General features: G+C 72.6%; 12 protein-coding genes. 7 read left to right on the top strand and 5 right to left on the bottom strand.

Annotated features, from left to right (window positions below):
* Positions 1-84: 84 nt before the first annotated feature.
* Positions 85-1011: a pirin family protein gene (locus tag ACFW3D_RS23855; protein ID WP_500506816.1), complete on the top strand. Its 927-nt coding sequence runs from the start codon at positions 85-87 to the stop codon at positions 1009-1011.
* Positions 1012-1067: 56 nt separating this feature from the next.
* Here ACFW3D_RS23855 and ACFW3D_RS23850 read toward each other — a convergent pair whose 3' ends face one another.
* Positions 1068-1919: a formate/nitrite transporter family protein gene (locus ACFW3D_RS23850; RefSeq protein ID WP_500506814.1), complete on the bottom strand. Its 852-nt coding sequence runs from the start codon at positions 1917-1919 to the stop codon at positions 1068-1070.
* A gap of 519 nt (positions 1920-2438) precedes the next feature.
* Between ACFW3D_RS23850 and ACFW3D_RS23845 the strand changes: the two genes are divergently transcribed.
* Positions 2439-3278 carry an IclR family transcriptional regulator domain-containing protein gene (locus ACFW3D_RS23845; RefSeq protein WP_500506812.1) on the top strand — a complete coding sequence of 280 codons (840 nt, stop codon included), beginning with the start codon at positions 2439-2441 and terminating at the stop codon, positions 3276-3278.
* Positions 3279-3352: 74 nt separating this feature from the next.
* Here the strand turns inward: ACFW3D_RS23845 and ACFW3D_RS23840 are convergent, their stop codons facing one another.
* From ACFW3D_RS23840 to ACFW3D_RS23830, 3 genes are read right to left on the bottom strand one after another with little or no spacing between them, the layout of a single operon-like run.
* The gene (locus ACFW3D_RS23840; protein WP_500506810.1) at positions 3353-4210 is read right to left on the bottom strand and encodes a dioxygenase family protein; all 858 of its coding nucleotides are present in this window, start codon (positions 4208-4210) and stop codon (positions 3353-3355) included.
* Positions 4211-4212: 2 nt separating this feature from the next.
* A complete protein-coding gene (locus ACFW3D_RS23835) occupies positions 4213-5040 on the bottom strand; it encodes a citryl-CoA lyase (protein ID WP_500506808.1) in 828 nt (275 codons plus the stop codon).
* A complete protein-coding gene (locus ACFW3D_RS23830; RefSeq protein WP_500506806.1) occupies positions 5033-6223 on the bottom strand; it encodes a CaiB/BaiF CoA transferase family protein in 1191 nt (396 codons plus the stop codon). The genes ACFW3D_RS23835 and ACFW3D_RS23830 overlap by 8 nt, the downstream gene beginning before the upstream one ends.
* A gap of 256 nt (positions 6224-6479) precedes the next feature.
* Between ACFW3D_RS23830 and ACFW3D_RS23825 the strand changes: the two genes are divergently transcribed.
* The 4 genes from ACFW3D_RS23825 to ACFW3D_RS23810 all read left to right on the top strand — a co-directional run bounded on the left by ACFW3D_RS23825 (position 6480) and on the right by ACFW3D_RS23810 (position 11494).
* Positions 6480-7931: an amidohydrolase family protein gene (locus ACFW3D_RS23825; protein WP_500506804.1), complete on the top strand. Its 1452-nt coding sequence runs from the start codon at positions 6480-6482 to the stop codon at positions 7929-7931.
* 28 nt (positions 7932-7959) lie between these two features.
* Complete coding sequence (locus ACFW3D_RS23820) at positions 7960-8487, top strand: DoxX family protein (RefSeq protein WP_500506802.1); 528 nt, start codon at positions 7960-7962, stop codon at positions 8485-8487.
* A gap of 105 nt (positions 8488-8592) precedes the next feature.
* Positions 8593-9810 carry a phospholipase D-like domain-containing protein gene (locus ACFW3D_RS23815; protein ID WP_500506800.1) on the top strand — a complete coding sequence of 406 codons (1218 nt, stop codon included), beginning with the start codon at positions 8593-8595 and terminating at the stop codon, positions 9808-9810.
* A gap of 220 nt (positions 9811-10030) precedes the next feature.
* Positions 10031-11494, top strand: a complete 1464-nt coding sequence (locus ACFW3D_RS23810) for an amidase family protein (protein ID WP_500506798.1) — start codon at positions 10031-10033, stop codon at positions 11492-11494.
* 48 nt (positions 11495-11542) lie between these two features.
* Here ACFW3D_RS23810 and ACFW3D_RS23805 read toward each other — a convergent pair whose 3' ends face one another.
* Positions 11543-13207, bottom strand: coding sequence for an ABC-F family ATP-binding cassette domain-containing protein (locus tag ACFW3D_RS23805; protein WP_500506796.1), 1665 nt, complete (start codon positions 13205-13207; stop codon positions 11543-11545).
* A 379-nt stretch (positions 13208-13586) separates the two neighbouring features.
* On the opposite strand from ACFW3D_RS23805, the gene ACFW3D_RS23800 reads away from it, so the two are divergent.
* A partial coding sequence (locus ACFW3D_RS23800) for a serine/threonine-protein kinase (protein WP_500506794.1) occupies positions 13587-14536 on the top strand: 950 nt, incomplete at its 3' end.

Here is a 14536-nt window from a genome sequence, read left to right as displayed (position 1 = left end):
CACCGTCGTGTGTCGCGGGCATCGCCGTATCATCAAGCCCATGATTGTTGAAATTCGAAGCAGTCGTTGTGTGAGAAGCGCGACATGAGCGAGTCCCAGGCAGAGCCCACCGTGGAGATCCTGTCCGCCCGCGACGTCCCGCTCGGCGGACCCCGTGCGATGACGGTGCGGCGCACCCTGCCGCAGCGGAACCGCTCGCTGATCGGCGCCTGGTGCTTCGCCGACCACTACGGTCCGGACGACGTCTCCGACACCGGGGGCATGGACGTCGCGCCCCACCCGCACACCGGGCTCCAGACGGTGAGCTGGCTCTTCAGCGGCGAGATCGAGCACCGCGACAGCCTCGGGACGCACGCCTACGTGCGGCCCGGCGAACTCAACCTCATGACCGGCGGGCACGGCATCAGCCACTCGGAGGTCTCCACCGAGGGCACCACGGTCCTGCACGGCGTCCAGCTGTGGGTCGTGCTCCCCGAGCGTCACCGTGACACCGCTCCCGCCTTCGAGCACTACGTCCCGGAGCCCGTGGTGCTCGATGGCGGCGTGGTGCGGGTGTTCCTCGGCTCCCTGGCCGGCGACACCTCGCCGGTGACGACCTTCACCCCGCTGCTCGGCGCCGAACTCGCCCTCGATCCCGGCGCGACCGTGACCCTGGCGGTCGACCCGGCCCACGAGCACGGCCTGCTCGTCGACAGCGGCGACGTCGAGATGGCCGGCACGCGCCTGAGCCCGGCAGAGCTCGGCTACCTGGCCCCCGACGGCGACAGCCTGACCCTGACCAACCACGCCGACGTGCCCGCCCGGGCGGTGCTGCTCGGAGGACCGCCCCTCGGCGAGCGGATCATCATGTGGTGGAACTTCATCGGCCGCACGCAGGAGGACATCGAGCGGGCCCGCGCCGACTGGATGACCGGTACCCGGTTCGGTGAGGTCAAGGGCTACGACGGAGATGCGCTGCCCGCCCCGGAACTGCCGAGCGTGCCCCTGAAGTCGCGAGGGAACACGCACTGACCGGCGCGGTCCGGCGGTGGCCGTCCGGTCCGCCGCCGGTCCGCCGTCCGCGTCGCTCAGACCGGGACCGACTCCGGAGCCTCGACGGGGGCGGGCCCGCCGGCGGGCCGCCCCGGCCTGCCGCGGCCCACGAACGCGTACGCCGCGCCGACCAGCAGTCCGCCGCCCACGAGGTTGCCGAGACCCACGAACAGCAGGTTGCGCGCGAATCCGGCGGCCGTCGCGTCCGGCACGTGCTCGAACATCCCGAGCGAGTAGTACGTCATGTTGGCCACGACGTGCTCGAACCCGGAGCCGACGAACGCCAGCAGGGCCCAGAAGATGAGCGCGATCTTGGCGCCGTCCGACCTGGTCCGTGCGGCCATCCACACGCCCAGGCAGACCAGGAAGTTGCAGAGCACGCCGCGGAAGAACAGCGCCCCGCCGGACTCCGCGGCCTTCGTCTTGAGCAGCGTGGTCAGCAGGGCGAGGGCCGGCGCGGTGTGCCCGGGCGCGGCACCCGAGGTGATGACCCCGCTGCCGTGCACCACCAGCGCGAAGAGGGCGGACCCGAGGAGGTTGCCCACGAACGAACCGACTATCAGGGCGGCCGCGTTGGCGCCGCTGATGCTGCGCAGGAGGACGCCCTGGACGGTCGTCATCATGTTGCCGGTGGTGAGTTCGGCGCCGGCGAAGACCACCAGGGTGAGCGCCACGCCGAACAGCAGGCCCTGGACGAGTTTGGTGAACGGCGATCCCGCGGCCGACAGCGGTCCGGTGACCGTGAGCAGCAGCACCGCCGCGACCCCGACGAACGCGCCGGCCAGCAGGGAGCTGACCAGGTAGCGGCCCGACGTGCGCAGGCCGGCGGCCTTGTCGGCCGCCGTCTGCCCCTGCTCGTCGAGGGCCTGGGACACGGGGATCGGCATGGTGTCACCTCTTCACTGGATGTACCGGAATGTCCGTCCTGCAATTCCCGATGCTAGGTCCGTGTAGGCGCCGCGAAGGAAAAGGAGTTGCACGTCACAATGGGAAAGCGGGGTTCTCTCATCGACGGGTAATCCGCGACGCAAGACCGGGTCAACGAGAATCCGGCGATCGGTAAAGTTGCACTGCGTGACGGATGGAGTCGCAGGTCGGAGCGGTCCCCGGGTTTCCGTGGAATGGGTCATCGAATGCCGGGTGTTTTTTTGGCGCCTTATGGATGGCGCTGGAAACTATCGCTCGGTGATGCCCTTCCGTGGAATGCGGGAAGGGGAGGGTGGGGCCGGGTGTCCCCGGAGCGCGGCGGGCGCGGACGATCGTCCGTATAATGGCCGACGAGAGGATGTCCGTGCGGTAGGGGGCCGACGAGGGGAACGGACGCAGGCGCGACGCCGTCTGCGAACGGTCCGCCCTGCGGTCACCGGTGGAGCGGGCATCGCCGACGTGGACGCGGGAGGCATCGGATGGCAGGGCGCGGAAGCGGTCCGGACTTCGTGGAGGCACTGGCCCGCGGGCTGGACGTGCTCGGCTGCTTCGACGCCCGGCACCGCCGGCTGACGCTCAGCGAGATCGCCGCCGCCACGGGACTGGCGCGGCCGACCGCGCGCCGTCTGCTGCTGACGCTGGAGGAGCTCGGCTACGTCCGCACCGACCAGGGCGCGTTCACCCTCACCCCGCGCGTGCTGCGCCTGGGCATGTCCTACGTCGGCTCCCTCGGGCTGTGGGACGTGGCCCGCCCGCACATGGAGGCACTGGTCGCGCAGACCGGGGAGTCGTCCTCGATGGCGCAGCTGGACGGCTCGGACATCGTCTACGTGGCCCGGGTCTCCGTACCGAAGATCATCGCGCTGCGGGTGGACATCGGCACCCGCTTCCCCGCCGCGCAGACCTCCCAGGGCAAGGTGCTGCTGGCCGCCCTGGGCCCGGCGGAGCTGGAGGCCGTCCTGGCCGAGCCCAGCCGCTCCGGGCTGCCGGCCCTCCCGCGGCGGACGGCCGAGGAGTTCGCCGCGGAGCTGCGCACGGTCCGGGCCCGCGGCTGGGCGCTGGCCGACGAGGAACTCGCGCCCGGCGTACGCTCGGTCGCCGTCCCCGTGCGGGACGGCGACGGGGTGGTGCGCGCGGCGATGAACGTCACCGTGCACGCAGCCGAGACCGCTGTGGACGTGCTCACCGGTACCTACCTCCCCCTGCTGCTGCGCGCGGCCGGGGACGTCTCGGCGGACTGGGCGCTGTGGCAGAGCCGTCCGCACGGCGAGGTCCGGCCGGCCGCGGCGTCAGCCCCCGGCGGCAGCACCGCGGGCTGACGCGTCCGGCGACCGGTACGGGTGCCGTGGCCGGGTCGCCGGTCAGGCGGTCAGGCGGTCAGGCAGTCAGCCGGTCAGGCGGACTGCAGGACGAAGTCGAACTCGGCGTGCAGGTACGGCACCTCGAGCGCCGTGCCGTCGGGGGCGGTTCCCGCCTGCCGTTGGGTGAACCGCACCACCAGCGCCTCCTTCGTGCCGAACACGACGTCGCTGTCCAGGTACTCGCTGCCCTCCTGGAACAGGTGGGTGATCAGCCTCTCGTACCCGGGCTCGTTGATCAGGAAATGGACGTGCGCGGGCCGGAAGTGGCTGATGTCGGTGGAGCCGATCAGGTCGCCGACCGGTCCGTCCATGGGGATGGCGTAGCCGCGCGGGGCGATGGTGCGGACGCAGTAGGTGCCGTCCTCCCGCGCCTGGTACTTCGCGCGCAGCCGGGCTTCGTCGATCTCGGGGAGCTGCGCCTCGTAGGCGCCGTCGGCGTCCGCCTGCCACACGTCGAGGACGGCCCCGGGGACGGGCTTGCCCTCCAGGTCGGTGACCTTGCCGGTGATGAACAGCGGCGTTCCGGGGATGCCGTCGGACATGTCGAAGCCATACGGGGCGGTGGGCGATCCGTCGATGTGGAAGGGGCCGAGGACGGTGGCCGGGGTGGCCCGCGGCGCGAACCTGTTGTTCAGCTGCACCACGAGGGTGCTCAGCCCGAACACGTCGGAGGCGAGGATCAGTTCCTGACGCTTGGCGTCGCTGATCCGGCCCGCCTCGGTCAGCCACTGGATCGCGGCCATCCATTCGTCCTCACCGAGTTCCACCTCGCGGGCGAAGGCGTGGAGGTGGCGGACCAGGGCGGACAGCAGCTCCGCCTGGCGCGGGTCGTGCGCGGTCGCCCAGCGCCGGGCCGCCAGCTCGGTGAGGTTGTCCTCGTTGACGAACATGGTCACTCCTTGGTGTTCCCCGCGGACGCGGTGTCCGGCTGGGGCGGGACGGGCCGGTTGTTCAGGTCGACGGAGAGGAAGATGTCGTTCGCCACCGGGCTGCGCATCTCCTCGGCGAGCTGGCCGATGAGCCCGGCGGTGCGGGCGAGCAGGGCGAACCCGCGCAGCAGCGGCAGCGGCAGCCCGAGGTCGGCGAGTGCCGCCCCGCAGACACCGGCGCCGTTGAGCGGCAGGGTCCTGCCGAGGACCTGCGGGTGCACACGGCCGATGGCCGCGAACAGCGAGAGGTGCGGGCCGAACTGGCCCTCCTCGGCGGCGATGCCCATCAACCGGGGCGTGCGCGGGTCGCCGTCCTTGTGCACGTGGTGGCCCAGGCCCGGGACGAAGCGGCCGGCCGCCCGCTGCTCGCGGACCAGACGCAGCGCCAGCTCGTCCCATCCGGCATCGTCGCGGGGCGGTTCGCCGTGTGCGGCGAGGGCCTCGTGCAGGAAGGCCCCGGTGTCCTCGGTGACGCCGAGGAAGCGCGAGCCGCCGCCGAGCAGGCCCGCGGCGAGCGCGCCCTGGACGGAGTCCGGCGCGGACAGGTACGTCAGCCGGGTGACGATGGCCGTGGGGGTGAAGCCGTGGTCGGCCAGGGCCGCGAGCACGGCCTCGAAGACCCGGGTCTCGCCGCGGCTCGGCCGGCGCTGCGTCGCCAGCCAGAAGGCGAGTTCGCCGAAGCCGACCGTGCCCATGATGTCCTCGGCGAGGTCCTGGCCGAGCAGGGTGATGCTCTTGCGGTCCGAGGCACCCAGCGCGGTGGGGTAGCCGGACGGGGACGGGTCAGTCACGGGTGTCCTCCGCGTCCTGGGCCAGCCAGGCCCGCAGTTCTGCGCCGTGCTCGTCGAGCTCCGGCGGCGGCAGCCGGTACACGGCGGGAGTGGCCGAGAAGGTGACCGGGTGGCGGGTCGTGGGAACCGCGCGCTCGCCCTCGCCGACGGTGACGACGGGGTCGAGCCCGAAGCGCTCGGCCATGGCGAAGCCGCCGTCGATGGTGTTGATCGGCCCGCTCGGCACACCCGCCTCGACCAGCAGCCCGAACCATTCGTCCGCACCCCGCTTGACCAGCTGCTCCACGAGAATCGGCCGCAGCTCCTCCCGGTTCGCGGTCCGGTCGGCGTTGCGCGCGAACCGCGGGTCGTCGGGGACCCCGGGGATGCCGAGGACCTCGCACAGCTTGCGGAACTGGCCGTCGTTGGCGGCGGCCACGATCAGGTCGTTGTCAGCCGTGGGAAGGGGCTCGTACGGGAACACGCTCGGGTGCGCGTTGCCCATGCGGTACGGGACCTCGCCTCCGGCCACGTAGGCCGAGCTGTGGTTGACCAGCCCGGTCAGCGCCGACGACAGCAGGTTGACCTCGACGTGCTGGCCCTCGCCGGTGGCGTCGCGGTGCCGCAGCGCGGCGAGGATGCCGATGGCGGCGTGGTTGCCGGCCATGACGTCGAAGACCGAGATCCCGGCCCGGTACGGCGGGCCGCCGGGCTCGCCGGTGAGGCTCATCAGCCCGGAGACGGCCTGCACCATCAGGTCGTAGCCGGGCACGTCGCGCCCGGCGCCGGTGCCGAAGCCGCTGATGGACGCGTAGACGACGGCCGGGTTCCCGGTGCGCACCGAGGTGTAGTCCAGGCCGTACTTGACCAGGCCGCCGGGCCGGAAGTTCTCGATGACGACGTCCGCCCGGCGCGCGAGTTCGCGCGCCGCCGCAAGGTCCGCCTCGTCGTGCAGGTCGAGTGCGATGGATCGCTTCCCGCGGTTGATGCCGAGGTAGTAGGTGGACACCTCTCCGCGTACCGGGGGCGTCCAGCTGCGGGTGTCGTCACCGCGCGGACCCTCGACCTTGACGACGTCCGCGCCGAGATCGGCGAGCAGCATCGTGGCGTAGGGTCCGGCGAGGATCCGGGAGAAGTCGGCCACCAGCAGCCCGGACAGCGGGCCGGCCCGGCCCGGTGGTGCAGGCGCGGTGCTCTCTGACATCCGGTGTCACCTTTCATCTGACCGCAGGACGGACAGCCGTCCGTACACGTGATTCTGTTGCGGAAAGCCGGGGGCGTCAAGGGTGATCGTCCGCGCCCTGGCCGGTCAGGGCCTTGCCGTCGCAGTGGTGTCTCGTTTTGCTACACGCTCGGGAAGCACCCGGTGAGCCGTGCCTTCCGAACTGCGTCGCGAGGCTAGCGCTCGGTCCGCTGGCCGAATAGCGTACCTGTGTCCGTCAAGCGGCCAAGGGAGTTCAATGATGGATAAGGTCGAGGCATTCACCCCGGGGCGGCCCGTTGTTCTGCGTGGCGGAACCGTGCTGCCCGTCAACCGTGAGCGCGAGGTCCTCGCGGACACCGACGTGCTCGTCGTCGACGACCGGATCGCGGCGGTCGGTCCGCGGCTGACCGTGCCGGACGGGACGGCCGAGGTCGACGCCACGGGCGGCATCGTCATGCCGGGCATGATCGACACCCACCGTCACATGTGGCAGACGGCGATGCGCGGATACGGCGCAGACTGGACCCTCACGCAGTACTTCGTCTGGTACTACCTGGAGCACGGCAGGAAGTTCCGCCCCGAGGACGTGCACGCCGGCAACCGGCTCGCCGCCGTGGAGGCCCTCGACGCCGGTGTCACCACCGTCGTCGACTGGTCCCACGGCCTGCAGAGCGTGGACCACGCCGACGCCGCCGTGGACGCCCTGCGGTCCGTGCCCGGACGCTTCGTCCTGGCCTACGGCAACATCCAGCAGGCGCCCGCGGAATGGACCGCCGCGCCGGAGTTCCGCGACTTCGTCCGCCGCCGTGTCGACGGCGACGACATGCTCGGCTTCCAGCTCGCCTTCGACGTCACGGGAGACCCCGCCTTCCCCGAGAGGCCCGCCTTCGAGGTGGCCCGCGAACTCGGCGTCGCCGTCACCACCCACGCCGGGGTGTGGGGTGCCACCAACGACGACGGCATCCGCCTGATGTACGAGAACGGCTTCATGACCCCGGAGACGGTGTACGTCCACGCCTCGACGCTCAGTGCCGACTCCTACCACCGGATCGCGGCCACCGGCGGCTCGGTCTCCGTGTCGACCGAGAGCGAGCAGAGCGCCGGCCAGGGCTACCCGACGACCTGGGCCCTCCGCTCGCACGACATCCCCGTCTCGCTGTCGATGGACACCAGCGTGTGGTGGAGCGGCGACCTGTTCTCCGCCATGCGCACCACGCTCGGTGCCGACCGCGCCCGCGCGCACCTGGAGGCGCACGCCAAGGGCGAGACCGTCACCCACTGCGCGCTGCGCGCCGACCAGGTGGTGGAGTGGGCCACCCTCGGCGGGGCCCGCGCCCTCGGCCGCGAGGAGGACCTGGGCAGCCTGGAGGCCGGCAAGAAGGCCGACATCGTCCTGCTGAAGAACGACCACTCGCCGGTCTCCTTCCCGCTGCTCAACCCGTACGGGCAGGTGGCCTTCCAGGCGCAGCGAGGCGACGTGCACACCGTGCTCGTCAACGGACGGGTCGTCAAGCACGAGCACCGTCTGGTGGGCGTCGACCTGGCCGCGGTCCGGCGCGAGGTCGAGGCGACCGTCGAGCACCTGCGGTCGGCCATGGGCGAGGAGGAGTGGCGCAAGGGGATGAACCCCGACGTCCCCGAGACGAAGGTGCTCGACAACCCCTACACGTACACCGACTACCGCAGCGCCTCGACGCACGGCCAGTGACACGGGTGACACGAAGGAGAACCGAGAGATGAACCTGGGGCTGCTGCTGCTCCGACTGCTGCTCGCCGCACTGCTCTTCGGCCATGCCACGCAGAAACTGCGCGGCTGGTTCGGCGGGGCCGGCCTGGCCCGCACCGGTGCCGTCTTCGAGGGCTACGGGGTCGTGCCCGGTCCGCGGATGGCGCTGGTCGCCGGGGTGGCCGAGCTGACCGGAGCGGCGTCGGTCGCGGCCGGACTGCTGACGCCCGGCGGCTGCGCGGTCGTCGTCGGCACGATGACGGTGGCCGCCGCCTCGACCGCGCCGAACGGCTTCTGGGCGCTGAAGGGCGGCTGCGAGGTGCCGTTCCTCTACGGCGCGGTCGCCGCGTGCCTCGGCTTCACCGGGCCGGGTGCGTGGTCGCTCGACCACGTCCTCGGCTTGAGCTGGCGGCCCGCCCCCGCCTGGGGCGCGGCCGCGCTCGCGGCCGGGCTCCTCGCGGCGACGGTGCCGCTGGCCGGCCGCGCCAAGGTGCTGCGGAGCAGGAAGGAGTCCCCCGAGCCCCACGGGAACGCGTAGTCACTCCGGATAAGCCGCCGCCGGCCGGGCATACGGCTGGAGTACGCCACGCGACGCCGCGGCCGGACGGGCCGCGGCGGCACCGGAACCGGGGGGCACGACGGCATGGGCGCTTCGCTGGAGGAGACCGACCGTACGGACGGAGGCCGGCCGGAGCGCTCCGCCGCCGACCGCAAGCAGGAGCTGCGCCGTCGCCTGGAACGGCTGATCGGCATCGCCGCGACCGAGGGCAACTGCCTCCAGGCCCTGCGGAACGGGGACGAGATCTTCCCCGCGATGCTGGACGCGATCCGCGCGGCGAAGCACACCGTCGACATGACCACCTTCGTCTACTGGCGCGGCCAGATCGCCCGCGACTTCGCGCACGCGCTGGCCGCGAAGGCGGAGGAGGGGGTGCGGGTCCGGCTCCTGCTGGACGGCTTCGGCGGCCGGCTGATCGAGCAGGAACTGCTGGACGGCCTCGACCGGGCCGGAGTCGACGTCGCCTGGTTCCGCAAGCCCGTACGGCTCTCGCCGTTCAAGCAGAACCACCGCTGCCACCGCAAGGTCCTGGTGGTCGACGCCGAGGTGGCCTTCACCGGCGGCGTCGGCATAGCCGAGGAGTGGTGCGGCGACGCCCGGCACCCCGGCGAATGGCGGGACACCCACGTCAGGGTCACCGGCCCCGCCGTGGACGGGCTGGCGGCGGCCTTCGCGCAGAACTGGGCCGAGTGCCGGCAGAACGGGCTCTTCGACGCACGCGACCGCTTCGGCGAGCACGAGCAGAGCGGCGGCGCGATCGTCCAGGTCGTACGCGGCTCGGCGAGCGTCGGCTGGCAGGACATGCGCACCCTGCTCCGCGTGGTGATCGCCTCCGCAGAGCAGCGCATCCGGCTCGCGACCGCGTACTTCGCGCCCGATCCGTACTTCGTGGGCCTGCTCTGCCACGCGGCTGCCCGCGGCGTGGAGGTCGAGATCCTGCTGCCCGGCCCGCACACCGACAAGCGCGTCTGCCAGCTCGCCGGGCAGCGCTACTACCAGCGGCTCCTCGATTGCGGCGTGCGGATCTGGCACTACCGGCCGACGATGATGCACGCCAAGGTCATCACCATGGACGGGGTCGCCACCCTCATCGGCTCGACCAACTTCAACCGCCGCTCCCTCGACCACGACGAGGAGGTCATGCTGGCGGTGCTCGACGAGTCGTTCACCTCGGTCCTCGACGCCCACTTCGACGAGGACCTGCTGCGCAGCGACCCCGTCGACGGCACCCGCTGGCGCGGCCGGCCGGTAATGGAGCGGGCCCAGGAAGTGGCAACCGCGCCCATCCGCCGCTTCCTGTGAGGACGACGGGGATGATGGTGCCGCCCCGCGGGACGGCCGAGCGGGGCGTACGGACCCCGGTCGCGTCAGCGCACCGCTCACCCTGGAGGGCGACATCAACGTCAACACCGGCCCCGAACCGGCTGCGGCAGGCAGCAGGACCGACGCCGCCGACCCGGCGCAGCACGAGGCGTTCCCCGCCGACCTGGAGGTCGCGACGGTCGCCGAACTGACCGCGCTGATGGCCTCGGGGCGCATCACCAGCGTCTCCCTCACCCGCGCCTACCTGCGCCGCATCGAGGACCTCGACGTCGGCGGACCGGCCCTGAACGCGGTGCGCTGCGTCAATCCCGCCGCGCTGGAGGAGGCCGCGGCGGCCGACGCACGCAGGGCCGGCGGCGACCCCGGCGGGCCGCTGCTCGGCATACCGGTGCTCGTGAAGGACAACATCGACGTCCTCGGCATGCCGACCACCGCCTGCTCGGTGGTGCTCGCCGGCTCCCACCCCGCCCAGGACGCCCCGCTGGTGACCCGGCTGCGCGAGGCGGGGGCGGTGATCCTCGGCAAGGCGAACCTCACCGAGTTCGCCAACTACCTCACCGTCGGCATGCCCAGCGGTTACAGCTCACTGGCCGGTCAGGTGCTCAACCCGTACGACCTGAGCGAGACCCCGAGCGGTTCCAGCGCCGGTTCCGGGGTCGCCGCGGCGGCAGGACTGGCCGCCGTCACCATCGGCACGGAGACCGACGGGTCCATCCTCAGCCCGGCGTCGGCCACGTCGGGCGTCGGGGTGAAGCCCACCCTCGGCCTCGTCAGCCGTACCGGCATCGTGCCCATCGCCTCCAGCCAGGACACCGCGGGCCCGATGACCCGGACCGTCGCGGACGCCGCCGCCCTGCTCACCGTCGTCACCGGCACCGATCCCGAGGACCCGGCCACCGCGGGCAACCCCCTGGAAGGCCACGACTTCACCGCCGACCTGTCCCCGGACGCCCTGCGCGGCGCGCGCATCGGCGTCGTCGCGGAACAGACCCCGCAGGACGGCACGGACGAACGGGCGCTGTGGGACGCGGCCCTGGAGGCTCTGGCGCGCCGCGGCGCCGAACTCGTCGACCTCGGCATCGAGGCGCGCCGCCGGTACGACGTCGCCTCGCCGGTGCTGAGCCACGAGTTCAAGCGCGACCTCAACGCCTACCTCGCGCGGCTGCCCGAGGGCGCGCCGGTGCGCACGCTCGCCGACGTGATCGCCGGCAACGAGGCCCAGGCGGACGTGGCCCTGAAGTTCGGGCAGACGCTCGCCGTCGCCGCACAGGCCAGGGACCTCGGGCCGGACAGCGCGGACACCGTCGAGTACGAGGCGGCCCGCGCCCGTGACCTGGCGGAGAGCAAGGACCGCATCGACGCCCTCATGGCCGAACACGACGTCACCGCCCTGCTGTTCGTGAACAGCGGCAGTTCGTCCATCGGAGCCAAGGCCGGCTACCCCTCGGTCACCGTCCCCGCCGGCTACCTCGCCGCCAACCGCCGCCCGTTCAACATCACCTTCCTGGGCCGGGCGTGGAGCGAGCCGCTGCTCCTCGGCTACGCCCACGACTACGAGCGGGCGACCCGGTTGCGCAGGCCGCCGTCCACCGTCAACCCCACCCTGCTGCGCCGCCGTTCGCTCGCCGTACCGGCGCAGAGGACGGCGGACGCGGAACGCTGACGGCGGCGGCTCGCGGGACCGCCCCGGGGCGGCGGGGCGTTCCCGCGATCAGCCCTCGCCGCGGTCCCGCAGCAGGTCCCGCACCTCCTCGGCGGTGGTCTCCCGGAGCTCCTCGCCCACGAGCAGCCAGCGCGTGATGCCGACCGACTCCAGGAACGGCAGGTCGTGGCCGGCGATGACGAGTGCGCCCCGGAAGGACGCGAGGGCGGTCGTCAACTGACGGACACCGGCCACGTCGAGGTTGTTGGTGGGCTCGTCCAGGATCAGCAGTTGCGGGGCCGGCGCGGCGAGCAGCGACGCCGCCAGGGCGGCGCGGAAGCGCTCTCCGCCGGAGAGGGTGCCCGCGGGCTGTTCGGCGCGGGTCCCGCGGAACAGGAACCGCGCGAGCCGGGCGCGGATCTCGTTCTCGGAGACCCCGGGGGCCACCCGGGCGACGTTGGCGGCCACGCTCAGCTCCTCGTCGAGGACGTCGAGGCGCTGCGGCAGGAACCGCAGCGGCACGTGCGTCCTCGCCTCGCCCGACAGCGGCGCGAGTTCCCCGGTGAGGGTGCGCAACAGCGTCGTCTTGCCGGCACCGTTGCGGCCGACCAGCGCCACGCGTTCCGGCCCGTGGACGTGGAGGTCGCCCTCGCGCAGCCTGCCGAAGCGCGGCCGCAGTCCCCGCAGGGTCAGTACGGTGCGACCGGCCGGGACCGCGGTCCGCGGCAGGTCGACCCGGATCTCCGCCTCGTCGCGGAGCGCGTCCGCCGCCGCCTCGCGGCGTTCGCGCGCCTCGGCGAGCCGGTCCTCCTGCACACCGCGGAGCCGGTCGGCGGACTCCTGCGCGGAGCGCTTGCGCTCGCCCGCGACGATGCGCGAGGCGCGCCGCTGGGCGTCCATCTTCCGGCTGTGCCTCTGGCGGCGGTCCGACGCGATCCGCGCCTCCTCCAGTTCGCGCCGCTGTCGGCGCACGTCGGCCTCGGCGGCGCGCAGCGCGCGCCCGGCCGTCTCCTGCTGGGCCGCCACGGCCTCCTCGTAGTCCGACCACCCGCCGCCGTACCAGGTCACGGAGCCCGCGTGCAGTTCGGCGACGCGGTCCACGCGTTCCAGCAGCTCACGGTCGTGGCTGACCACGACCAGGACGCCGGAGCGCCAGGAACCGACGGTCTCGTGGAGGCGGCGCCGGGCGAAGAGGTCGAGGTTGTTGGTGGGTTCGTCGAGCAGGAGGACGTCGGGGCGGCGCAGCAGCAGTGCGGCGAGCCGCAGCAGGACCGTCTCGCCGCCGGACATCCGGCCGACGGTGCGGTCCAGTCCGAGGCCGCCGAGCCCCAGGGAGCCAAGCGTCGCCAGGGCGCGTTCCTCGACGTCCCAGTCGTCGCCGACGGTCTCGAAGTGCTCCTCGCCGACGTCCCCCGCCTCGATGGCCCGCAGGGCGGCGCGCCGCTCCGCGATGCCGAGGGCCTGGTCGACGCGGAGCGCGGTGTCCAGGGTGACGTCCTGGGGCAGGTAGGCGAGGCTGCCGCCGACGGTCACCGACCCCCGGGTGGGCCGCAGCCGGCCGGCCAGCAGCTTCAGCAGGGTGGACTTGCCGGTGCCGTTGGCACCGACCAGCCCGGTGCGGCCGCGGCCGACGGTCAGCGAGAGCCCGTCGACCACGGGTGTGCCGTCCGGCCACCGGAAGGACAGGGCGGAGCAGCCCAGGGACGGGCCGGTCACGGTGATGGGGGTGGACATGATGGTCCTCGCAGTCGCAGGCGCAGGGATGGCGGGCTTCGTGTGCGAGCACCACGCGGCGACCGTGCCGGGACGGGGAAGGGTGCGGTCCACCGGGAACGGGGACGGCTCGTGCACCGAGGTCGCATGCGCGCGGGGTCACGGGCGGCGGAAAGGCCGGCTGCGGCGTGACCGGCGTACGGCGGCGGGGCCGTGCGCGCGATGATCGCGGACCTCAGATGAGCAACGTCCACCTCTATCGGAGACGACAGGACCCGGGAACTGTACCTCAGCCCGCCGGGGAAACGCGTGGCCGCGAAGTGCCGGGGCCCGGTCGATAGACTGCAGAAAAGGAGCGGGGAAAGTTCTCCGACGTCCGGCCGCGTGGCGGTGGTACGCGATGAATTCGATTCCGCATGACGTGAGCGTGTACGCCGGGCGGTCCTCCGGGCTCATCGGGGCCCAGATCGCCGGTTACCGCGTGGAGCGGGAGATCGGCCGCGGCGGCATGGCCGTGGTGTACTGCGCCCGGGACCTCCGGCTCGACCGCACGGTTGCGCTGAAACTGCTCGCCCCCGAGCTGGCCCGCAACGACACCTTCCGCCGCCGCTTCACCCACGAGTCACGGGTGGCGGCCGCGATCGACCACCCCCACATCGTGCCGATATTCGAGGCCGGGGAGACCGACGGTGTCCTCTACATCGCGATGCGTTACGTCTCGGGCCTCGACCTGCGGGCGCTGTTCGACCGTGACGGTCCACTGCCCGTCACGACGGCCCTGCGCATCGCCGGCCAGGTTGCCTCCGCGCTGGACGCGGCGCACGAGCACGACCTGGTGCACCGCGACGTGAAACCGGGGAACGTGCTCGTCGCCAAGGGCACCGACAGCGACCACCCCGAGCACGTCTACCTGACGGATTTCGGGCTGACGAAGAAATCGCTGTCACTGACCGGGTTCACCACCGTCGGTGAGTTCGTCGGCACCCTGGACTACGTGGCGCCGGAGCAGATCTCCGGGCGCCCGGTGGACGGCCGCTGCGATCTCTACAGCCTCGCCTGCGTCGTCTACGAGAGCCTGACAGGGGGCCTGCCCTTCGAGCGCGAGGAGGACATGGCGCTGCTGTGGGCGCACCAGTACGACCAGCCGCCACCCCTCACCGAGCGGCGGCCGGACATCCCTGCGGCCATGGACGACGTCATGGCCAAGGCGCTCGCGAAGGTCCCCGAGGACCGTCACGACTCCTGTCTGGAGTTCGTGGGTGCCCTGCGGGCCGCCGCGACCGAGCGGGACGAGGCGGACGCGCGGGGGAGCACCCCGGACGACCAGGTGACCCGGGTGACGCCCCGGGC

This window comes from Streptomyces sp. NPDC058864 (assembly GCF_042742985.1).
Lineage (GTDB): Bacteria > Actinomycetota > Actinomycetes > Streptomycetales > Streptomycetaceae > Actinacidiphila.
The sequence above is the reverse complement of the archived record's forward strand: the minus strand, read 5'-3'. Positions and strand labels throughout refer to the sequence as shown.

Bases quoted from the DNA above. Each gene is read 5' to 3' on its own strand.
- ACFW3D_RS23855 (WP_500506816.1), top strand. From the start codon at position 85: ATGAGCGAGTCCCAGGCAGAGCCCACCGTGGAGATCCTGTCCGCCCGC.
- ACFW3D_RS23850 (WP_500506814.1), bottom strand. From the start codon at position 1,919: ATGCCGATCCCCGTGTCCCAGGCCCTCGACGAGCAGGGGCAGACGGCG.
- ACFW3D_RS23845 (WP_500506812.1), top strand. From the start codon at position 2,439: ATGGCAGGGCGCGGAAGCGGTCCGGACTTCGTGGAGGCACTGGCCCGC.
- ACFW3D_RS23840 (WP_500506810.1), bottom strand. From the start codon at position 4,210: ATGTTCGTCAACGAGGACAACCTCACCGAGCTGGCGGCCCGGCGCTGG.
- ACFW3D_RS23830 (WP_500506806.1), bottom strand. From the start codon at position 6,223: ATGTCAGAGAGCACCGCGCCTGCACCACCGGGCCGGGCCGGCCCGCTG.
- ACFW3D_RS23825 (WP_500506804.1), top strand. From the start codon at position 6,480: ATGATGGATAAGGTCGAGGCATTCACCCCGGGGCGGCCCGTTGTTCTG.
- ACFW3D_RS23820 (WP_500506802.1), top strand. From the start codon at position 7,960: ATGAACCTGGGGCTGCTGCTGCTCCGACTGCTGCTCGCCGCACTGCTC.
- ACFW3D_RS23815 (WP_500506800.1), top strand. From the start codon at position 8,593: ATGGGCGCTTCGCTGGAGGAGACCGACCGTACGGACGGAGGCCGGCCG.
- ACFW3D_RS23810 (WP_500506798.1), top strand. From the start codon at position 10,031: ATGGCCTCGGGGCGCATCACCAGCGTCTCCCTCACCCGCGCCTACCTG.
- ACFW3D_RS23805 (WP_500506796.1), bottom strand. From the start codon at position 13,207: ATGTCCACCCCCATCACCGTGACCGGCCCGTCCCTGGGCTGCTCCGCC.